The organism is Streptomyces sp. NPDC002463 (assembly GCF_042889835.1).
In the GTDB taxonomy this organism is placed as follows: Bacteria; Actinomycetota; Actinomycetes; order Streptomycetales; family Streptomycetaceae; genus Streptomyces; species Streptomyces nymphaeiformis.
Map to the genome: position 1 here is coordinate 1 of NZ_JBIARL010000028.1, position 20,493 is coordinate 20,493.

General features: G+C 73.3%; 15 protein-coding genes. 4 read left to right on the forward strand and 11 right to left on the reverse strand.

Features of this window, described 5'->3' with window-relative positions:
* The 5 genes from ACFYX3_RS37050 to katG form a co-directional block, all read right to left on the reverse strand.
* The coding region (locus ACFYX3_RS37050; protein WP_389023703.1) for an ATP-binding cassette domain-containing protein at positions 1-311 on the reverse strand (311 nt) is incomplete at its 3' end.
* An 81-nt stretch (positions 312-392) separates the two neighbouring features.
* A complete protein-coding gene (locus ACFYX3_RS37055) occupies positions 393-1,235 on the reverse strand; it encodes a DUF4097 domain-containing protein (protein WP_382664096.1) in 843 nt (280 codons plus the stop codon).
* 96 nt (positions 1,236-1,331) lie between these two features.
* The gene (locus tag ACFYX3_RS37060) at positions 1,332-1,850 is read right to left on the reverse strand and encodes a toxin-antitoxin system HicB family antitoxin (protein WP_389023514.1); all 519 of its coding nucleotides are present in this window, start codon (positions 1,848-1,850) and stop codon (positions 1,332-1,334) included.
* A gap of 269 nt (positions 1,851-2,119) precedes the next feature.
* Positions 2,120-4,915, reverse strand: coding sequence for a hypothetical protein (locus ACFYX3_RS37065; protein WP_389023706.1), 2,796 nt, complete (start codon positions 4,913-4,915; stop codon positions 2,120-2,122).
* Between the two features lie 228 nt (positions 4,916-5,143).
* Positions 5,144-7,369: a catalase/peroxidase HPI gene (gene katG, locus ACFYX3_RS37070; protein WP_389023517.1), complete on the reverse strand. Its 2,226-nt coding sequence runs from the start codon at positions 7,367-7,369 to the stop codon at positions 5,144-5,146.
* 198 nt (positions 7,370-7,567) lie between these two features.
* Here katG and ACFYX3_RS37075 point away from each other — a divergent pair, with 198 nt between their 5' ends.
* Positions 7,568-7,978 carry a Fur family transcriptional regulator gene (locus tag ACFYX3_RS37075; protein WP_376595033.1) on the forward strand — a complete coding sequence of 137 codons (411 nt, stop codon included), beginning with the start codon at positions 7,568-7,570 and terminating at the stop codon, positions 7,976-7,978.
* A gap of 73 nt (positions 7,979-8,051) precedes the next feature.
* Here the strand turns inward: ACFYX3_RS37075 and tpx are convergent, their stop codons facing one another.
* Positions 8,052-8,582, reverse strand: coding sequence for a thiol peroxidase (gene tpx / locus ACFYX3_RS37080; protein WP_246532357.1), 531 nt, complete (start codon positions 8,580-8,582; stop codon positions 8,052-8,054).
* A gap of 227 nt (positions 8,583-8,809) precedes the next feature.
* On the opposite strand from tpx, the gene ACFYX3_RS37085 reads away from it, so the two are divergent.
* Both ACFYX3_RS37085 and ACFYX3_RS37090 read left to right on the forward strand, forming a co-directional pair.
* Entirely contained in the window at positions 8,810-9,991 is a 1,182-nt protein-coding gene (locus ACFYX3_RS37085) for an alginate lyase family protein (protein ID WP_389023522.1), read from the forward strand.
* A 123-nt stretch (positions 9,992-10,114) separates the two neighbouring features.
* A complete protein-coding gene (locus ACFYX3_RS37090) occupies positions 10,115-11,377 on the forward strand; it encodes an RICIN domain-containing protein (protein WP_389023525.1) in 1,263 nt (420 codons plus the stop codon).
* A gap of 7 nt (positions 11,378-11,384) precedes the next feature.
* On the opposite strand, the gene ACFYX3_RS37095 is transcribed toward ACFYX3_RS37090, so the two are convergent.
* The gene (locus ACFYX3_RS37095) at positions 11,385-12,158 is read right to left on the reverse strand and encodes an AraC family transcriptional regulator (protein WP_389023528.1); all 774 of its coding nucleotides are present in this window, start codon (positions 12,156-12,158) and stop codon (positions 11,385-11,387) included.
* Between the two features lie 98 nt (positions 12,159-12,256).
* Here ACFYX3_RS37095 and ACFYX3_RS37100 point away from each other — a divergent pair, with 98 nt between their 5' ends.
* The gene (locus ACFYX3_RS37100; RefSeq protein ID WP_385664672.1) at positions 12,257-13,048 is read left to right on the forward strand and encodes a TSUP family transporter; all 792 of its coding nucleotides are present in this window, start codon (positions 12,257-12,259) and stop codon (positions 13,046-13,048) included.
* Positions 13,049-13,095: 47 nt separating this feature from the next.
* Here the strand turns inward: ACFYX3_RS37100 and ACFYX3_RS37105 are convergent, their stop codons facing one another.
* From ACFYX3_RS37105 to ACFYX3_RS37120, 4 genes are all read right to left on the reverse strand, one after another.
* A complete protein-coding gene (locus ACFYX3_RS37105; protein ID WP_389023532.1) occupies positions 13,096-16,080 on the reverse strand; it encodes a hypothetical protein in 2,985 nt (994 codons plus the stop codon).
* Positions 16,081-16,082: 2 nt separating this feature from the next.
* Positions 16,083-17,945, reverse strand: a complete 1,863-nt coding sequence (locus ACFYX3_RS37110; RefSeq protein WP_389023535.1) for an HSP90 family protein — start codon at positions 17,943-17,945, stop codon at positions 16,083-16,085.
* Between the two features lie 168 nt (positions 17,946-18,113).
* Positions 18,114-19,091, reverse strand: a complete 978-nt coding sequence (locus tag ACFYX3_RS37115; RefSeq protein ID WP_389023538.1) for a hypothetical protein — start codon at positions 19,089-19,091, stop codon at positions 18,114-18,116.
* Positions 19,092-19,218: 127 nt separating this feature from the next.
* Positions 19,219-20,493: an MFS transporter gene (locus ACFYX3_RS37120; RefSeq protein ID WP_389023541.1), complete on the reverse strand. Its 1,275-nt coding sequence runs from the start codon at positions 20,491-20,493 to the stop codon at positions 19,219-19,221.

The following is a 20,493-nucleotide window of genomic DNA, read 5'->3' on the forward strand; positions in this document are numbered from 1 at the left end:
GTGATCAGGCCGTCCACCGCGGAGAACTGGCCCGTCACCCCGATCGCCGCCCGGACGGACTGCGCCTGCGCGGTGATGTCGTGGCCGGCGACCTGCGCCCGGCCGCCGTCCGCCGTGATCAGCGTGGAGAGGATCTTCACGGCGGTCGTCTTGCCCGCGCCGTTCGGGCCGAGCAGGGCGAAGATCGTGCCGGCCGGGATCTGCAGGTCGATGCCGTCGAGGACGGTCTTGTCGCCGTAGGACTTGCGCAGGCCGGAGGCGGAGACGGCGGCCGGCGAGGGGTGACGGTCGGATGAGGTGATCATGGGCATGACAGAAGAAGGCATGGGGCCCTCCGATCGAAGGGTGATAGAGGTGAAGTCGGGGTGGGGGCCTGGCGAGGGCCGGGGTGCTCAGGCCTTGGCGCGGCGGATGTCGATGTTGCCCCAGTTGCTCCTCGCGCGGATCTTGACGGTCTCCTCGCTCTCGTCCGGGGCCTCGGACGCGGAGAGCGTGTTGCGTACGTGCCCGCGGTTGGAGTTGACGTCCAGCCAGGCGGCGGTGCCCGAGCGGATGCCGATCTCGATGGAGCCGTTGGAGGTCTCCAGCTGGACCTCGCCGCGGGAGACCTCGGCGATGCGAAGGGTGCCGTTGGTGGAGGTGACGGTGGCCGACGACTCGGCGCGCGCGATGTCGATGCTGCCGTTGGCGCCGCTGACGCGCAGTTCGCCGGTCACCGTGCCGACGGTCGTGGCGCCGTGCGAGTTCTTCAGGACGGCGAGGCCGTCGACGTGGCCGACGCGCAGGTTGCCGGAGCTGCTGGTGATCTCGGCCCTGCCCTCGACCCGCTCCACGGTGGTCTGGCCGTGCGACGCGGTCAGGTGCAGGGGGCCGGTGGTGTCGAGGCGGACGTCGCCGGCGGAGGTCTTCGCCCGGACCTCTCCGAATCGGCCCTCGCCGATCAGGCTGGCCCCGGTGCCGGTCATGTCGATGCGCGATCCGGTGGGCAGTTCCACCGTCACGTCGACGGTGCCGCCGCGCCCGAGCAGATTGGCCTTGGGCGTGGTGATGGTCAGGACGCCGCCGGCGTAGGTGACCTCGGTCTGGTCGGCCGCCCGTACGTCCAGGTCCTTCTTCGGGCTCCGGGGCCGCACCTCGACGGCGGTGTCGAGGCGGTCGCTCGCGGTGAACTGGAGGGAACCGGCGTAGACGTAGGCGGTGACCGAGATCGGTTCGGGCGTGTCGAAAGAAGGCATGGCTGTCCCGTCCTCTTGACTCTTCAGGTCGTCCCCGCGGGTGGGACGCGATGTGGGTGAGGTGGTGCGGGTGAGGTGCTGGTGGCCGGGGCGCGGTCAGCGCACCCAGCCCGTGATGCTCTGTCCGACGTTCTGGGACTTCTCCGGCGGGCGCGTCCGGGTGCCGCCGCCGACCGCGGCCGACACGGCCCGTACGAGCCAGGCGTTGACCGACAGGCCCTCGCGGGCCGCGGCCTCCTCGGCGCGGGTCTTGAGGTGGGCCGGCAGGCGCAGGTTGACGCGGGCGGTGCCGCCCTCGTCGCCCTCGGCGGGAGCCGGGGCCGGGAGTGGTTCGGTGGTGGCGGCCTCCGGCTCCGCGGGGGCGCCGCCGGTGGGCGGGAGCGTCACCACGAAGTCGGGGTCGAGACCCCGGAGCCGTACGTCGACCGAGCCGGGCGCGAGTTCACGGGTGATCTCGTCCGTCGCGGCGGAGAGCACGTTGAGCATGGTCAGCCGGGTCGCCGACTCCAGGGGAGCGGTCAGCCGCTCGGCCAGCTCGCGCGCCTCGTCGCCGCCGGCTTCGGCGGCCACCGCGAGTTCGCGGCGGAGGTTCTCGACATACGGGGTGAGGTCCATGACGTCATCATGGCACCATAATGGCGCCACATGCAAGGGGTGCTTTGGTGTCGCGAGGACGCTCTCCGGTGCCACCCATTCTGACCTGGGGAAACGCCATGGTGCCTAGGTGGGTCGCTGGGGTGTCACGCGTGTGCGGACGCTTCCAGAGATGCGAAATGGTGCCACGTGGCGCCGGATGGTGCCACGTGACGCCAAGGGGTGGCGCAAAGGGGCGGCCGGTGGCCCCGAAGGGTCACGCCGGCCGCCCCCGCTTCCGTCGGTTCAGCTCACGCCGCGTCCCGTACCCGCCCGGTGAACTCCGGGCCCGGGATCTGCTCCCAGGCCCCGTCGTACGTGAACAGCGCACCCCGGAGGAACTCCGCCGGCTCCGCCTCACCGTCGCGGGCGGTGGGGACGGCCACCTCCGTGCTCGTCTGGCCGGCCGGCACGGAGAGCCACAGGCTCGTGCCGCCCTCCACCGTCCCGGACAGCGGCCTCGCGGGGTCCGTCACCTCGCCGAACTGTGCCTCCAGCCAGGCCCGGTCGACGTCCTTCGTGGACAGTTCCGGACCGTCGGTCACCGGCTTGAGCAGGACTCCGCCCGAGATCTCGATGTCGGCCGGCTCGGAGAGCGTCACCCGCCATTTCAGGGCCGAGCCCTCGGCCACGTCGTCCGTGACCGGCGTCAGGCGCACGGTGGGCATGGCGTCGTCGTTCCGCGCGGTCACCCCGCCCCGGTGCGCCCCGACCACGGTGCCGCGCACCGCCTTCACGAACGCGTCGTGCGCCACGTCGTAGCCGTAACGCTTGTTGCCCCGCACCTCGACCGGTACGTCGATGTCGTGGCGTCCCGGACGCACCGTCACGATGCGGGACGCGACCTCCTCGGTGCCCGGCACGGGGACGAACAGGCGGACCTGGCCGCTGCCCCGGCCGGAGACCGTGACCGGGATCCGGTAGGTCCGGACCCCGGAGTTCCCCTCGGCGACCGTCAGGCGGCCGAGGTCGACGCGCGTGAGCGGCGCGGGGCGCGCCTCCGGGGTGCCGGGCCGCCAGCCCCAGGCGTCCATCAGCCAGGCGCGTCCGGCGCCGCCGCGCGGGGTCAGCCGGAGCGTGGCGATCCGCTTGAGGTCCAGGCCCGCCCGGGTGGCGGCGGTCAGCGGTACGCGGACCTCCCGGCTCCAGTACGCGGCGGTGCGCGGGCTGCCGGGCAGCCCGTCGACGCGGGCACGGCCCAGGTCCGCGCGGCGTCCCGAGGCGTCGGTCACGGCGACGTCCAGGTCGGTGCCGGTGCTGTTGGGCGGGACGATCACGCGCAGCGCCAGGGACGCGGCGCCCGCGAGGGACACCGGCCTGGTCGAGCGGACCGTGACCGGGCTTCCCGTACCGGTCCACTTCATCGCCACGGCGTCGCGGCCCGGCTCCGGTGAGGTCTCCCAGTACGCGAAGTGCGGCGACCAGCCCTCCTCGGACGACAGGCAGGAGCGGGCGGTGTCGGGGTCGACCTGGGCGCACAGCCGGCCGCCGCCGGAGACGGTGACCGAGGAGCCCGGCAGGAACGCCGGCGTGCGGTGCGCGCCGACGGCGTGGGTGAGGACCCGTGCGGGACCGGCCGAGGGCGCGCGGCGGCCGGTGCCGTCGAGCAGCGGCCGGACCGCGTCGTCGCCCCCGACGAACAGCCGGGCGGAGGCGGCGATGTACGTGGCGCCGGCGGCCTGCTGCTGGGTCGCCGTCAGTCGGGTCGCCGTGCCGGGGGAGCAGACCGGGTCGACGCCGTCGTCGGACGAGAAGTCGTCGATGGCCGCGGCCTTCGCCTGGCCGGGCGTCCACTCGCTGTTGAAGAAGTTGTGGTTGGCGCCGATCACGTACGCCGCGCTGTGCAGGGCGGCGCCCCGGCTGACGCCGCGGGTGCCGTCGACGTAGATCTGGCCCTGGAGGTCGGACACGTCGCCGTCACAGCCCGGCAGGATGGTGGTGGAGGGCACGTCGGGGGCCGGGTTCTGGCCGAACACCGTGGGCCCGATCAGGACGTTGCCGCGGATCTTCCACCGCACGGGACCCCGGTACCCGTCCTGGGCGGCGGGCGGCGGGTTCAGGCTGTCGAGCGCGGCCCGGTTGACGCCCTCGCCTCCCCGGGAGTGCCCGACGAGGAGCACCCGCGAGAGGTCGGCCGGCGCGGTCTTCCGTACGGCCGCCGGGGCGTCGGCCCGGTGTGCGGTCCAGTCCGCCCAGCGGGCGAGGTGCTGTCGGACCAGGGAGGAGCGGGCCTGGGCGCCGCCGTCCTCGGCCTGCCAGTCCTGGCCGTTGATGCCGTTCGCGGCGATCGACAGCGTGACGTACCCCTGCGAGGCGAGGAGGCGCTGGGCGCGCAGGTATCCCTGCTCGCTCGGTATCGGCCGGGTGCCGGCCGGGCACGGCCAGGTGAACCGGACGTCCTCCGTCCCCGGCGTGTAGCAGGTGTCGTGGCGGCCGTGCAGGAAGAGGACCACCGGCCGCTTCCCCGGTGCTCCCGTCGGGCCGACGACCGTGGCGCGCATCTCGACGGGCTGCGGGAGCCCCGGTATGCGCACGGAGTTCAGGGCGTACTCGCCGCTGACGGTCCGGTAGGGGCCCGGCACGCCGGGGTCGACCGGGTTCACGGGAAGCGGTGCCTCGGGTGCGGCGGCGGGGGCGAGGGGGCGTTCGCGCGCGGATTCGGCGCGTCCTGCCGCGTCGAGCCGCCGTCCGCCGGCCGTCACCCGGAGCTGCGCGCCCTCTTCGAGCCGGAGGTCGCCGAGGGGGAGGGCGAACGAACGCCCGTCCGGGCGGGGGAGCGGGCGGCCGAGGAGCCGGTCGCCGGCGTGGAACTCGACGCGGGCGTCGCCCGCGGGGACGCGCTCGGGGGACGTCCAGACCAGCTGCCGGTCCGCGCCGCCCCCGGTGACGTGCCAGCCCGGTGGGAGGGTGAGGTCACCGAGCGGGCTCCCCGACGGCCCGGTCTGCGGTGATCCGGGTGAAGGCTGCGCGGTCGCCGGCCAGGGCGACGCAGCTGTCAGTGCGAGTAACGCCACGGCGGTGGTCAGGCCGCGTGTGACACGTATCAAAACGTTCTTCCTCACGATCGGAATCGTCGGAGCACCGGGAGGAGGCCGGATGCCCGGCCTCCTCCCGATGCCCCTCTCGATTCGTGAGGACGGTGGTGGACACCCTTCGGTTGTCTCACACGGCGTCAAGATGTCGATCTCGGAGCGGCATCGAAAGCGGACCGGCCCGGGTGGCGTGAAAGCCACCCGGGCCGGCCCCGGAGTCGCGCCGATGAACGGCGGCGAGGATCAGGCGATGTCGAACCGGTCCAGGTTCATGACCTTGTCCCACGCCGACACGAAGTCCTTCACGAACTTCTCCTTCGCGTCGTCGCTCGCGTAGACCTCGGCCAGCGCGCGCAGCTCGCTGTTGGAGCCGAAGACCAGGTCGGCGCGGCTGCCCGTCCACTTGACCTCGCCGGTGGCCGTGTCACGGCCCTCGAACGTGGTCTGGTCGGCGGAGGTGGACTTCCACTCCGTGCCCAGGTCGAGCAGGTTGGCGAAGAAGTCGTTCGTCAGCTTGCCCGGAGTCTCGGTGAGGACACCGAGCGAGGACTGCGGCTGGGTCACGCCCAGGACGCGCAGGCCGCCGACGAGGACCGTCAGCTCGGGCGCGCTCAGGGTGAGCAGGTTCGCCTTGTCGATGAGCAGGTACTCGGCCGGGAGGCGGTTGCCCTTGCCCAGGTGGTTGCGGAAACCGTCGGCGGCCGGCTCCAGGGCGGCGAAGGACTCGACGTCCGTCTGGTCCTGGGCGGCGTCCACGCGGCCCGGGGTGAACGGCACCTCGACGGCGTGGCCGGCGTCGGCGGCCGCCTTCTCGACCGCCGCGACGCCCGCGAGGACGACGAGGTCGGCGAGGGAGACCTGCTTGCCCCCGGTCTGGGCGGAGTTGAAGGACTCCTGGACGCCCTCCAGGACGCGCAGCACCTGCGCGAGCTCGTCCGGGTTGTTGACCTCCCAGTTGCGCTGCGGCTCCAGGCGGATGCGGCCGCCGTTGGCGCCACCGCGCTTGTCGCTGCCGCGGAAGGAGGAGGCGGCGGCCCAGGCGGCGGAGACCAGCTGGGTGACCGTGAGGTCCGAGCCGAGGATCTTCTCCTTGAGGGAGGCGATGTCGGCGGTGTCGACGAGCTCGCCGGAGCGGGCCGGCAGCGGGTCCTGCCAGAGCAGCACCTCGGACGGGACCTCGGAGCCGAGGTAGCGCACGACCGGGCCCATGTCACGGTGGGTGAGCTTGTACCAGGCGCGGGCGAAGGCGTCCGCGAACTCCGCCGGGTTCTCGTAGAAGCGGCGCGAGATCTGCTCGTAGACCGGGTCGAAGCGCAGCGACAGGTCGGTGGTGAGCATCGTCGGGAGGTGCTTCTTCTCCGGGTCGTACGCGTCCGGGATGATCGCCTCGGCGTTCTTGGCGACCCACTGGTGGGCGCCCGCGGGGCTCTTCGTCAGCTCGTACTCGTACTCGAAGAGGTTCTTGAAGAACCCGTTGCCCCACTGGGTGGGCGTGGTGGTCCAGGTGACCTCGAGGCCGGAGGTGATGGCGTCCGGGCCCTTGCCGCTGCGGAAGGTGCTCTTCCAGCCGAGGCCCTGCTCCTCCAGGGAGGCGGCCTCCGGGTCCGCGCCCACGTTGTCCGCGGGGCCGGCGCCGTGGGTCTTGCCGAAGGTGTGGCCACCCGCGATGAGGGCGACGGTCTCCTCGTCGTTCATCGCCATGCGGCGGAAGGTCTCACGGATGTCGCGGGCCGCGGCGATCGGGTCCGGGTTGGCGTTGGGGCCCTCCGGGTTGACGTAGATGAGGCCCATCTGCACGGCGCCGAGCGGGTTCTCCAGCTCGCGGTCGCCGGTGTAGCGCTCGTCGCCGAGCCAGGTGGTCTCGGGGCCCCAGTAGACGTCCTCGTCGGGCTCCCACACGTCCGCGCGGCCGCCGGCGAAGCCGAAGGTCTCGAAGCCCATCGACTCCAGGGCGACGTTGCCCGCGAGGATCATGAGGTCGGCCCAGGAGAGGTTCTGGCCGTACTTCTTCTTCACCGGCCACAGCAGACGGCGCGCCTTGTCCAGGTTGCCGTTGTCCGGCCAGCTGTTCAGCGGCGCGAAGCGCTGCTGGCCGGCACCGGCGCCGCCGCGGCCGTCGCTGATGCGGTAGGTGCCGGCGCTGTGCCAGGCCATGCGGACCATGAACGGGCCGTAGTGGCCGAAGTCGGCGGGCCACCAGTCCTGCGAGGTGGTGAGGACCTCGGCGATGTCCTGCTTCACGGCCGGCAGGTCGAGGCTCTTGAAGGCCTCCGCGTAGTCGAACTCCTCACCGAGCGGGTTGGCCACGGCGGGGTTCTTGGCGAGGATCTTCAGGTTCAGCCGGTTCGGCCACCACTGGCTGTTGCCGCCGCCCTGGGTGGGGTGGGAGGCACGCCCGTGCGCGACGGGGCAGCCGCCTGCGCCCTCCGCCTTCGCGTCGGTGACGATTGCGTCGTGGTTCTCAGACATGGGAATCCTTCCGGACATGGCGGATCACTGTGCTCAGGAAGTGCGTTTCGGCGGACGGGCCTGGCGCGGGTGTCACGTGTGCTTCTCCCGCCGTGCTGGAGTCTTCCTGTCCCTTGGCCATTTACGAAACCGATCCTACGATGGACAGTGTCCAAGTCAAGATGAACCCCAAGTTTGCCTATGCCGCCGAGGTGAGACATGAGTGACCTGCTGGAGCGACTGCGCGCGCGTGGCTGGCGGCTGACGTCCCAGCGCCGCGTCGTCGCGGAGGTCCTGGCCGGGGAGCACGTGCACCTCACGGCGGACGAGGTCCACGCGCGCGCGGTGGCGCGCCTGCCGGAGATCGCGCGGGCGACCGTCTACAACACGCTCGGTGAGCTGGTCGCCCTCGGCGAGGTCGTGGAGCTCTCCCTGGACGGGCGGGCCAAGCGGTACGACCCGAACGCGCGCCACCCGCACCAGCACCTGGTCTGCTCGAACTGCGGGATCATCCGGGACGTCCGCCCGTCGGGCGACCCGCTGGCCGTGCTGCCGCCGGAGGAGCGGTTCGGCTTCACGGTGTCGAAGGCGGACGTCACCTACCGGGGGCTCTGCCCGGGGTGCGCCTGAGGCGCGGCACGAAGAACGGGAGCCCTCCACCGGGGTCGGTGGAGGGCTCCCGTTCTTCGTGCCGCGGTGAGGACTACTTCAGGACGGCGAGCGCGTCGTCGTAGCTCGGCTCGTCGGCGATCTCGCCCACGAGCTGCGCGTGCAGCACCGTGTCGTTCTCGTCGAGGACGACGACGGCGCGGGCGGTCAGACCCGCCAGCGGGCCGTCCGCGATCTCCACGCCGTAGTTGGTGTGGAACTCGCGGCCGCGGAGCGTCGAGAGGTTCTTGACGTTCTCCAGGCCCTCGGCGCCGCAGAAGCGGGCCTGGGCGAAGGGCAGGTCGGCGGAGATGCAGAGGACGACCGTGTTGTCCAGCTGCCCGGCCTTCTCGTTGAACGCGCGGACCGAGGAGGCGCACGTCGGCGTGTCGACGCTCGGGAAGATGTTCAGGACCTTGCGCTGACCGGCGAAGTCCTTGAGCGACTTGTCCGCCAGCCCCTCGGCGACGAGCGTGAAGTCGGGGGCCTGGCTACCGGGGGCCGGCAGAGCGCCGTTGACCTGCACGGGGCTGCCCTTCAGCGTGACCTGGGCCATGTTGATCTCCTTCAGACGTATGAGTGGCAACGTGGGGAATCGTACGGAAGGCGGGGCCGTCCCCACGACACGGGCCGTCGTGACCCCCTCCGGCTGGTTCACGCATTTGAACGTCTCGGCCTCGGGTGTGGCGGTGGTGTGCGGTTCGCGAGGTGGATCCGATGTGAACGGGCCTTCTTGACGGCCCTGGTTCAGACCTTTAGGTTCCAGCGTCGACAACGGTCGCTCGTTCACATACGTGAAGATGGGGTAACTCCATGACCAGATGGTTCACCGCCCCCCTCCTCCTCGCCGGCCTGCTGGCCGCGCTCGTCGCCGCCCCCGGCGGCGACCGCGCCGAGGCCGCCCCGACCGCGTTCGTCCACCCCGGCGTCCTCGTCTCCCGGGGGCAGCTCGACTTCACCCGGGAGAGGGTCACCGCCGGGGCGCAGCCCTGGAAGGGCGCCTTCGACCAGATGCTGGCGAGCAGGTACGCCTCGCTCGCCCGGATTCCGAAGCCCCGCGCGGTCGTCGAGTGCGGCTCGTACTCGAACCCGAACCACGGCTGCACCGACGAACGCGAGGACGCCCTCGCCGCGTACACGCTCTCCCTGGCCTGGTACGTCACGCGTGACGGCCGCTACGCCGAGAAGGCGATCGAGATCATGGACGCCTGGTCCGGCGTCATCACCGACCACACCAACTCCAACGCGCCCCTCCAGGCCGGCTGGGCAGGCTCCTCCTGGCCGCGTGCCGCCGAGATCATCCGCTACACCTACACCGGCTGGCCGCAGGCCCGCGTCGACCGGTTCGAGACCATGCTGAGGAACGTCTACCTCCCCGAGGTGGCCAACGGCTCCCAGTCCAACGGCAACTGGGAGCTCAGCATGACCGAGGCCGCCCTCGGCATCGCCGTCTTCCTGGAGGACCGCGCCGCCTACGACAAGGCCGTCGCCACGTTCCGCGGCCGCGTCCCCGCGTACATCTACCTCACGAGCGACGGCGCCCTGCCGAAGGCCGCGCCGGGCAGCGGGCTCGACACCCGCGACGAGCTCGTCCGGTACTGGCAGGGGCAGACCACCTTCGTCGACGGGCTCACCCAGGAGACCTGCCGCGACCTCACCCACACCGGCTACGGCCTGTCCGCGATCTCGCACATCGCCGAGACCGGCCGCATCCAGGGTCAGGACCTCTACCCCGAGGTCGCCGACCGGCTGCGCCACGCCCTCGGCCTCCAGGCGAAGTACGGGCTCGGCGAGCCCGTTCCGTCCTGGCTCTGCGGCGGCACCCTCAAGGACCACCTCGGACCCGTCACCGAGGTCGGCTTCAACGCGCTGAACGGCCGCATGGGGTACGCGATGACGAACACCCGGGAGTACACCGAGGCCGGTCGGCCGGCGGGCACGAACAACCTCTTCGTCGCCTGGGAGACCCTGACCCACGCGGGCAACCCCCGCTGAGCCGTGGGGAGTCGGAAGGGGTGTCGGATGTCTTGACGGCCCCTTCCTTCACTCCTTAAATCATGGGTGCGGCGAAGTGGACCCGTCCCGCCGCTCCCCCCACAGCCGACGGAAGAGAGCCCCATGACCTCCTCCCGCTCACGCCTGCGCACCTTGTCCTCCTCGGTGGCGGCCCTCGCGGTCGCCCTGGCCGTCGCGGCGCTCGGTCCGGCCGCCGATCCGCAGGAAGCCCTCCTGCCCGTGGCCGGGACGGCCGCCGTCACCTTCTCCGACGACTTCGACGGACCCGCGGGATCCGCCGTGGACGGCTCGCGGTGGCAGACCGAGACCGGCGACAACGTCAACAACCACGAGCGGCAGTACTACACGGCCGGCAACGGCAACGCCGCGCTCGACGGCCAGGGCCACCTGGTGATCACCGCCCGCAAGGAGAACCCGGGCAACTACCAGTGCTGGTACGGGCGCTGCGAGTACACCTCCGCCCGGCTCAACACCGCCGGGAAGTTCACCACGAAGTACGGGCACGTCGAAGCCCGCATGAAGGTGCCGCGCGGCCAGGGCATGTGGCCCGCGTTCTGGATGCTCGGCAACGACATCGGCCAGGTCGGGTGGCCGAACTCGGGCGAGATCGACGTCATGGAGAACGTCGGCTTCGAACCGTCCACCGTGCACGGCACCCTGCACGGCCCCGGCTACTCCGGCTCCGGAGGAATCGGCGCCGGCTACACCCTGCCCGGCGGACAGGCCTTCGCCGACGCCTTCCACACCTTCGCCGTCGACTGGTCGCCCAACCGGATCACCTGGTCCGTGGACGGGACGGTCTACCAGACCCGCACGCCCGCCGACCTCGGCGGCCGGACCTGGGTCTTCGACAAGCCCTTCTTCCTCATCCTCAACCTCGCCGTCGGCGGCTACTGGCCCGGCGACCCGGACGGCTCCACCGCCTTCCCGAACCAACTCGTCGTCGACCACGTCCGCGTCACCACCGCCGACGCGCCCGCCACCTCGGGACCGATCACGGGCATCGGCGGCAAGTGCGTCGACGTGGCCGGCGCGAACACCGCGAACGGCACGCCCGTCCAGCTCTACGACTGCAACGGGACCGCGGCCCAGCAGTGGACCCTCGCGGCCGACGGCACCGTCCGCGCGCTCGGCAAGTGCCTCGACGTCACCTCCGCCGGCACGGCCGACGGAACCCCCGTCCAGCTGTGGGACTGCAACGGCACGGGAGCCCAGCGCTGGACCGCCGACTCCGCCCGGGACGTGGTCAACCCGCAGTCCGGCAAGTGCCTGGACGCCACCGGAAACAGCTCCGCCAACGGCACCCGGCTGCAGATCTGGAGCTGCTCCGGCGGCGCCAACCAGAAGTGGACGGTGACGCGTTGATCTGACGTCAGCCCCGGCCCCGGCCCGCCGTGAAGCGGGACGGCGGCATGCCGAACGCCCGCGTGAAGGCGGCCGTGAACGCGGCCGGGGAGCCGTATCCGAGCCGGCCGGAGACCTCGCTGACCGTCGAGGTACGGAGCAGGGGCACTGCGGCGAGGAGCCGGGCGCGAGACCGCCAGACGGCCGGGCTCTCGCCCGTCTCCTCGCGGAACCGCCGGGTGAACGCCCGCTCGCTCCGGGCGGACCTGGCCGCCCAGTCGGTGTTGGTGACGGCCGCGTCCGGGACGGCCAGGTACTCCCGGCACAGCGCCGCGAGGTCTCCGGAGGCGGGGATCCCGACGTGGAAGGGGAGCGGAGAGCGCGCGGCGATCTCGTGCAACAGCAGCGTCGCGATGGCGCCCTCCCGCCCCGACAGGCTGTAGTCGGCCGTGAACTCGACCGCCGCGAGCAGCAGTTCGCGCAGCAGCGGCGGTACGTCGACGACCGTGCAGCGGGCCGGCCACCACGGAACGGCGCCCGGCTCCACGTACAGGCTGCGGGTGCTGACGCCCAGCATCCGGACCCGGTGCGGGGTGGCGGCCGGGATCAGGACCGCCCGCTCGGGCGGGACCGTCCACGTGCCGTCGGCGGTGTCGACGACCATGACGCCGGTCGCCCCGTAGAGGAACTGCGCCCGCCGGTGCTCGTGCCAGTCCAGGACCTGCCCGGCCGCGTAGTCGGTGCCGATCGGCAGGACCGCGCGGTCGAGGTGGTCGACGTCGTCCAGCGGGATGTTCTTCACCGGGCCACCGTAACCGGGCCACCGTACCGGCCGAGACGCGAAGGAATCCTGCCGACCATCGCATGCGGGAACCCCCGGCCGACTGGTGATCTTGACCCATGGACGTGGTGATGCTGATGGCGATCGGGCTCCTCACCGGAGCGACGACGGTCTTGTTCGGGTTCGGCGGCGGGTTCGTGGCGGTCCCGGTCGTGGTGTGGGCCGACGCCGCCCTCGGCACGGCGGCCCTCCCGGTGGCCACCGCCACCTCGGCCCTGGTGATGGTCGTGAACGCCGCCTTCGCCACGGCCGTCACCCCCCGGTCCGTGCTCCTCGCCCTGCGCGGCAGCGGCGCCCTGCTCCCCCTGCTCGCGGCGGGCGCCTGCGCCGGGGCGTACGCGACCCGCTTCGCCCCGCCGGCCCTGGCCCGCTGGGCGTTCGTCGCGTACACCGCCCTGACCGCCCTCGACCTGCTGCTCCGGCCCGGTTTCCTGCGGACGACCCGGCCGGACGCGGGGCCTGTGAGAGCCCCGCGGCCACTGCCGGCCGCCGCCGGGGCCCCGATCGGCGCGGTCGCCGCCTTCCTCGGCGTCGGCGGCAGCGTGATGACCGTCCCCGCGATGCGCCGGGCCGGACACCCCATGCGGGTGGCGACCGCGCTGGCCAACCCCCTCACCCTCGCCGTGGCGCTCCCGGCCGTCGCGGTCTCCTTCGCCGCCTCCTCGCCGCCCGGTACCGGACTGGTCGGTCTCGTCGACCCGTACGCGGCCGGGGCGCTGCTCCTCGGAGCCCTGCCGGTCATCGCCGTCCTGCGCCGCCGACCGCCCCGGATCCCGGACCGCGTCCACGCGTGCGCGTACCTCGCGCTGCTCGCCCTGGTGACCCTCGCGATGGCGTTCAGCGGGGCGTGAGCCCGCCGGCCCGGTGCACGGGAACCGGGGACGGCGGGCCGGGGCCGTCAGCCCCGCGCGCGGGTCGCGTAGTCCTGCCGCAGGCCGTCGAGGATCTCGGCGGCCTCGGGAAGGCCCGCCGCGCGGCAGCGCGCCGCCGCCGTCGTCAGCCGGGCGATCGCCTCCGTGTGCCGGCCGAGGGCACCCTCGATCAGCGCGGCGATCCGGACCGCCTCGGCCCGCGGCACCTCGCCCTCCTCGCCGCCCTCTTCATGGGTGGCGATCGCGGCCTCCGCCTCGGCCAGGGCCTCCGGGAAGCGCTCCGCCTCCGCCAGAACCCGGGCACGGCGGTGGCGCACCTCGCCGCGCTCGTACCAGGCCGCGAAGCCCTCGACGTCCTCCGGCACGGCGGCGAGCACCGCGTCCGCGCGCGTCAGGTGCCCAAGGGCCGCGTCCACTCCCTCGGCCTCCCGGGCCAGCATGGTGAGCCGGGCGAACTCGCGCATCATGTGCGTGATCAGGTGCGGGTGCGGCGCCTCGGCGTGCGCGGCGAGGGCCCGCTCGTACGCGGTGTCCGCCGCGTCCCAGCGGCCGGCGAGGGCCAGCGTGGTCGCCGCCTCCGCCGCCACCAGGGTGAGGACCGGGCCGCCGTCCCCCCATCCGGCGACGACGTCCGCGAGCCGCAGGAACTCCTCGGCCGCGGCCAGGTGCTCCTCCAGCTCCCGCAGTCCGCGCGCCAGCGACAGGCGTGCCTGGGCCAGCGGCCGTTCGCCGACCGCGGCGGACGCCTCGTCGGAGAGCACGGACTCCAGTACGGCGACGGCGTCCGCCTGCTGCCCCGAGCGGGCCAGCACGTCGGCGAGCTGGAGCCGTACGTCGGTGGCCTGGTCGGCCGCCCCCTCCTGGTCGAACCGCGCCGCAGCCTCGGACAGATGACGCACCGCGCCCCCGGTGTCCCCGAGGCGCGAGGCGGCGTGGCCGAGCAGCGCGTACGTCGGAGCCAGCGGGAACTCGGCGTCGTCGTAGCGGAGGGTGTCCGCGATCGCCTGGTGCAGCAGCTCCCTCGCCTCCGCGGGCCGCTCCCCGGCGAGGAGGACCTGCGCGAGCAGCGCGCGGGGACGCGCACTGAGCCACGGGCGTTCCGCCGCCTCGTTGTCCCGCAGACCGGCGCGCAGCTCCGCCTCGGCGAGGGCCGCGTCACCGCGCCGGACGGCCACCTCGGCGACGAACTGACGCACATGGGCCACCTGGTGGGGGAGGGAAAGGCTCTCCGCCTCGGCCCGCATCACGCGGGCGGCCTCCTCGAACCGCTCCAGGGCGAGGTCGGAGACCTCCGGGAGCTGCTGCGCCACCTCCTTGAACGCGGCGAACGTACGGGAGTACAGCACCGTCAGGTAGTGCTGGCGGCGGCCGAGCGCCGGATCGTCGCCCGCGGCCTCGCCCTCCCCGAGCGCCTCGCCCGTGAGCGGGACCTCGGCCTTCAGCCGCTCCGCCTCGCGCACCTTCGCGTCGAGGCCGGCCCGGAGGGCCTCGGCGTCGGGGGCCGTGGCCCCGTCCGTCGCGTTCTCGGTGGCCTCGCCCCCGGTGACCCAGGCGAGGGCCCGGCTGCGGGTCGACAGCGCCTGCCACGGCATCCCGATGCCCTCGTAGAGCGCGGCGGACCGCTCCAGCTCCGCGACGGCCTCGGCGTCCCGGTCCTCCAGGGTGAGCGTGAGCGCGCGCTGCCCTGCGAGTTCGGCCCGCAGCAGGTCCTCCGGGCCGAGCCGGTCGTCGTGGGCGGCGGAGCCGTCGGCGAGGCGGTCCGCGATGCGGGTCCAGAGCCGGGTGTCGCCGGGATGCCCCGCCCGCGCCATGCGCCGCGCCTCGCGCACCAGCTCCACGAAGTCCTCGGGAACCCCGGGGACGTCGACGGCGGGCGCGGCGGGCGCCACCGCCGGGGTGCGGCCGGCGGACGCCCGCAGGCCCAGCGGCAGCGGCTCGTCGAGCAGCGGGCGCCGGGAGAGGCGCTCGCGGCGGCGGTCGCCGACGGCCGTGGTGGCGTTGCGCGCGTCGAACGCGGCGGCGAGCCGGTCCGCCTCGGCGCGCACATGGGCGAGGAGCCCGTCCGCCGTCCAGTTCCGTCCCGGCGGCCCGGCCACGGGGGTGTCCCCGTGCCCGTCCCCGACGAGCCGGGCGAGCAGGACCTCGACGCCGGTCAGGAACTCCAGGTGGGCCAGCGGGGCGCCCGTCGCCTCGAACAGCGAACGGTTCTCCGCGAGGATCTCCAGGCCGCGCCCCTCGTTGCGGGACAGCGCGCAGAACTCCAGGTGCAGGCCGACCGACTCCTGGGTGCCGGTGTTGCCCCGGACCCGTCGGTAGCCGGAGAGGTGGTGCGAGCGGGCCTCGTCCGCGCGGCCCAGGCGCAGCAGCGGCAGCAGCGCCTGCGCCTGGCTGACCTGCGGCTCCTCCGAGCAGCTCTGGACCCCGCCGAGGACGGGGGCCCAGCTGTCGAGCGCTCCGGCGTCGTCCCCGGCCGTCACCTGGTGCCAGGCGAGGTGCCGGGTCTCGCAGGCCTCGCAGTCGCTGAGGTCGGTGCGGGTACGGGTGGCCCACAGGTCGTAGGCGTCGGCGACGTCCACGCCGGTGTGGGCCGCGACGTGGTAGCGCATCGCGGCCACCGGCTGGAGACCGTGCCCGGCCTCCGCGTACCGGACGCGCATCTGGTCGATCCACCCCCGGACGGTGGCCAGCGGCATCTCGGGCACCTGGAGCAGGGACGTCGTCACCCACTTGAAGCGCCAGAAGACCTGGTGCGCCTCCCACTCGCTGAAGGACTCGGGAGCGGTGTCCCACAGCTTGAGCAGCCGGGCGAAGACGACGGGCGACTTGCGGTGCTCGCCGGTGAACTCGTACGCCGTCATCAGTTCCAGGAGGGCCGTGACGAGCGTGTCCGGCTTCTCGAAGGGCGCGGCGGCCTCGACGAGCTCCTCCGCGGTCACGGTCCGCTGCAGTCCGTGCGGACGGTCGTGGTTCTCGCGCAGCGCCTCGAAGACGGCCTCGGGGGTGTCCAGCATCTCTACAGTTCCTTCCGGGGCCCGGTGCCGGTGGCGTCCGTGCCGGGGTGGTGCATGGCGTGGGTGAGCAGACCGATGAAGGCCCGGTTGAGCAGGGCGCTCTCGCTCGCGCGCAGCGGACGGCGGCTGAGCAGCAGCGCCTGCCCGTAGAGCGCCTCGGCGGTCGTCACGGCGAGGCCGCGCTCGGTGATCGTGATTGCCTGCCGGACCAGCGGGTTGAGGTGGTTCAGGACCAGCTGGGCGCGCGGGGTCTCCTGCCGCAGCGAACCGAGGATGTCGGCCCACAGGCCGTCGCTTCCGGCGGCGAGGTCCGACCTCGTCCGCTCGTGGCGCGCCTCCCGGTTGTCGAGGAGCAGCGCGGGGGCGGTGACGGGCTGGAAGTCGCGCAGGACGACATCGCAGTCGTGCACGCCGATCGTCTCCCGGGCGACCGCGAGGAAGGCCGCGGCGCGCAGTTCGGCGGTCGGGTCCACCGCGTCCAGGTGGGCGGTGACCGTGGCCGGGTCGAGGTCCGTGACGGTCGTGCCCGGACGGATCTCGGGCAGCCGGTGCACCAGGTCCCGGTCGTAGGTGTAGCCGCCGTTGACGACGCCGAGACCGGCGGCCGAGGCGATGGGCGCGACCTGGCGGAACTCCTCGACGCTGCGGGCGACCAGGACCGTGGGGTGCGTCCGTACGAACTCCTCCAGGGTGACGTTGCCGTCGGTCGTCTCGAACGGCAGCCACGGCAGCACGATCCGCAGCAGTTCGTCGTCGTACCGGGCGAGCGCCTTCACCGCGAGGTGGTGGGTGTCGATGAAGCGGTGGAGGAGCGACGGGTCGCTGGCGGCGAGCCCGGTGAGCCAGTCGCGGATCCGGTCGCCCAGCGCGTCCCGCACGGCGGACAACGTGCCGTCCTCGTACAGCGCCTCCCGGGAGGCGGTCGGCCGCAGACTCGTCGTGTCGACCACGCACCGGACGAAGAACGCCCAATCCGGGAGCAGTTCGGGCGCCTGGTCGGTGAGCAGCATGCCCTTGAGGTGCACCCGGTGCCCCGCGCGCTGCGCCGGGCTGACGGCCGTCGGCAGCACGTAGGCGACGCCGCGAAGACCGGCCGCCGGCAGGTCGAGCTCGACGCTGTCGAGCGGTGCGAAGCCGAACAGGTCCTTGCAGTACGCGGCGAGGGCCTCGCGGCGGGCCAGCGGGGAGCGGTGCTCCCGCTCCCACGGCGGCGCCTCGTTGATCCGGTGGGTCTCGCCCCGGGGGCCGACGACGGTGACCTCGTGCCGCAGCAGGCCGCCGTAGTGGCGGGCCAGCGAGACGACCCGGTCCGGACTCGTCCACTCGGCGTTGTCGGCGCGCGGGGTCAGGCGGACGGTCGTGCCCGGCTCCGGCGCGGCGGAGGCGGGCAGGGTCCGGATGGTGTAGCGGCCGTCGGAGTGGCCGCGCCACTCGACGGCGGGCGCCGACGGCTCGGCCGCCGACCGGCTCACCACCGTGATCTCGTCGGCCACGACGAAGCACGCCAGCAGGCCGATGCCGAACTGGCCGATGAACTCCCCGCGGGCGGCGTCCAGACCGGCGCCGTCCAGGGCGCCGCCGGCGGTCCGCTTGGAGCTGCGCCCGATGGTCGCGAGGAACCGGTGGACGTCGGCCTCCGTGAGGCCGATGCCGGTGTCCGTGACGGTCAGGGTCTCACCGGTGCGGACGGTGATGGTGCCGGGTGCGCCGGGCGAGACCGCCTGGCGTGCGGTGATGGCGTCGACGGCGTTCTGCAGCAGCTCGCGCAGGTAGACGCGGGGGCTGGAGTACAGGTGGTGGGAGAGCAGGTCGACCAGGCCGCGCAGATCGACCTGGAACGTGTGGGCGGACTCGGAAGGGTGCACCTGACGGAGTCTTTCGGTGGGCGCGTCCGCGCCGGGAGGGCGCGGACGGGAAGCGGAAGGAAGGCGTACGGAGGGGTACGGAGGGCGTACGGAGGGGCCGGCGGTCTCACGACCGGGCGGCCCGGCCGACGCGTGGCGCGCAGGGGCCGAACCGGCGCGGCCCCCGGCTCAGCGACCGGCCGACGAGCGCCGCTTGCGGTACGCCGCGGCGGGGTCGGAGCCGTCCAGGTAGTACCAGGGGAACTCGGTGACCTGTCCCTCGGTGGCGCGGAAGCACTCCCGGGCGGCCTCCTGGTCCCCGGCCAGCGAGAAGGCCATCGCGAAGGTGTTGAGGACCTGGAGCCATCCGCCCCGCCGGACGAAGTCCGGGTGCCGGTAGGAGTGCTCGGCGGCCTCCCGCAGGGACTTCGTCACCTCGGCCAGCCGCATGTACGCGGCGTCCGCACCCGGGTCGAGGGAGAGCCACTCCTCCAGGTGCGCCGCGGCGACGAGCTGCCCCAGGTGCGTGCCGCCCGGGGCGCCGAACGCGGACGCGCGCGCGAACGCGTGCATCTCCTCGTGGGAGCCGCCCCACTTGTCGCAGACCTGCTGCAACTGCTGCTGGTGCGCCTCCAGGTGCTGCGGGTCGCGTCGCACCGTCGCCTCGAAGCGGCGCCGCGCGGTGACCTGGCCGACCTCGAGGCCGCGCCCGGTGATCTGGAGGCCGTACCACGGAGAGGTCCACAGCGGTTCGCGCTCGGCCGCCTCGTACAGCCACTCCTCGGCCGTGCGCAGCCGCGAGTGGAAGACCTCGAACTGCTCGCGCGAGACGTCCTTGGCGCGGGCCGCGGTGCGCGCCTCCCACCCCCAGCTGAGGTGGCGGATTCCGGCCACGAGCCGGGGCAGGGCCGCCTCCGGTTCCGCTTCGAGGACCGGGGTGATCCACCGCTCCACGCCGGGGGTGTCGCCGACGGCCCACAGGAGTTCCGTGCGGCCCTCGCTCTCGGGGTGAGCTTCGAGCACCTTCCGCACCGTGGTCCAGTCCCCGGCCCGCGCGGCCTCCCGGACGCGGGAGGCGTCCGGATCCCCGGAGTCCTTCACCAGCCGCACGGCCGGCCGGCCCGTCCATTTCCCCAGCGTGAGCCCCCAATCACGGAGCAACGCCATGTCCCCACCCCTTGCTGTGTCCGAACGGGGAGGTCAGTGATCACCCGCCCCGTGGAGGTAGTGACTATCACGCGTGGCCGACAATCGCACAGCTGTTTCCCTCCGCTTCCCCCGGGCCGTCGGGTGCTCAGCCGGCGCCCGCGGCGCTCTCGGTGGCGGCGGCCGTTTCCGGTGCCCGGCGCAGGGCGCGGACGGCCGGGACGGAGAGCATGGCGGCGATCAGGACCAGACCCATGACGGACGAGAAGAGCAGGACGCGGTCGGCGCCCACGCTCTCGGCGGCCGGGCCGGACAGGGCGCGGCCCAGGGGGATGACCATGATCGAGCCGGCGACGTCGTACGCGGAGACACGGCTCAGGACGGCGAGGGGGATGTGCGACTGCACGCTCGTCGCCCACATGACGCCCCAGAAGGCGAACCCGCAGCCGGCCACGACACCGGTCAGCGCCGTGACGGTGAAGTTCCACCCCAGGGCGGGCGCCAGCGGGTTCAGGGAGAAGAAGAACATGGCGCACGCGCCCGCGACGAGCGGGCGGCGCGGCCGGACCCGCATGCCGAGCAGTCCGCCGACGATCGTGCCGGCGCCGTCGGCGGAGGCGATCCAGCCGTAACCGCTCGCGCCGTGCTGTTCGGTGAGCAGCGCCGCGCCGAGCGGCAGGGCCGGGCCGAAGACGAACAGGCCGTAGACGGACCACACGGCGATCACGCCCCACAGCCAGGACCGGGACCGGAACTCGTGCCATCCGGTGGCGAGCCGCCGCAGGATCGGTTCGTCGCTCTCGTCCCGGGCCGTGCCGAGCTTCCGCAGCGGCGCCAGCCCGAGCGCGCTGCAGGCGTAGAAGGCCGCGATGACGACGAAGGAGCCGGCGACGTCCCAGTACGCCACGAGCAGGCCGGAGAGGCCCGGACCGAGCAGGGTGCAGATCGACTCGGAGATCCGCAGCAGCGCGTTGGCCCGCTGGATGTCCTCGGCGACCCGGGGCACCAGGCTCGCCAGACCCGGCTGGAACATGGCGGTCGCGGCGCCGCTGAGCGCGAGCAGCGCCATCATGTGCCACAGCCGCATGCCGCCGGCGGCGAGGAGCAGCGCGAGCGCCAGCATGGCCACCATCCGCACCACGTCGGCGCCGACCATCATCACCTGCGGGGTGAACCGGTCGGCGAACACCCCGCCGAACAGCACCAGCAGGACGATCGGCGCCATCCACGCGGCCAGCGCGTAGCCCACGCCCGCCGCCCCGTACCCCGCGCCGAGCACGGCGGTCGTCAGCGAGACCATCAGCATGCCGTCGGCGAGGAGCGAGGTGCTGCGGGCGCCGAAGAACAGCCGGAAGCGCGGCGAACGCCAAGGACTGGGAAGGGAGTTCGCCGCCGTCTGTATCGTCACGTCATTCGTCGTCAT

Excerpts from the sequence above, each read along its gene's own strand:
- ACFYX3_RS37055 (WP_382664096.1), bottom strand. The coding sequence starts at position 1,235 with ATGCCTTCTTTCGACACGCCCGAACCGATCTCGGTCACCGCCTACGTC.
- ACFYX3_RS37060 (WP_389023514.1), bottom strand. The coding sequence starts at position 1,850 with ATGGACCTCACCCCGTATGTCGAGAACCTCCGCCGCGAACTCGCGGTG.
- katG (WP_389023517.1), bottom strand. The coding sequence starts at position 7,369 with ATGTCTGAGAACCACGACGCAATCGTCACCGACGCGAAGGCGGAGGGC.
- ACFYX3_RS37075 (WP_376595033.1), top strand. The coding sequence starts at position 7,568 with ATGAGTGACCTGCTGGAGCGACTGCGCGCGCGTGGCTGGCGGCTGACG.
- ACFYX3_RS37085 (WP_389023522.1), top strand. The coding sequence starts at position 8,810 with ATGACCAGATGGTTCACCGCCCCCCTCCTCCTCGCCGGCCTGCTGGCC.
- ACFYX3_RS37090 (WP_389023525.1), top strand. The coding sequence starts at position 10,115 with ATGACCTCCTCCCGCTCACGCCTGCGCACCTTGTCCTCCTCGGTGGCG.
- ACFYX3_RS37100 (WP_385664672.1), top strand. The coding sequence starts at position 12,257 with ATGGACGTGGTGATGCTGATGGCGATCGGGCTCCTCACCGGAGCGACG.
- ACFYX3_RS37105 (WP_389023532.1), bottom strand. The coding sequence starts at position 16,080 with ATGCTGGACACCCCCGAGGCCGTCTTCGAGGCGCTGCGCGAGAACCAC.
- ACFYX3_RS37115 (WP_389023538.1), bottom strand. The coding sequence starts at position 19,091 with ATGGCGTTGCTCCGTGATTGGGGGCTCACGCTGGGGAAATGGACGGGC.
- ACFYX3_RS37120 (WP_389023541.1), bottom strand. The coding sequence starts at position 20,493 with ATGACGACGAATGACGTGACGATACAGACGGCGGCGAACTCCCTTCCC.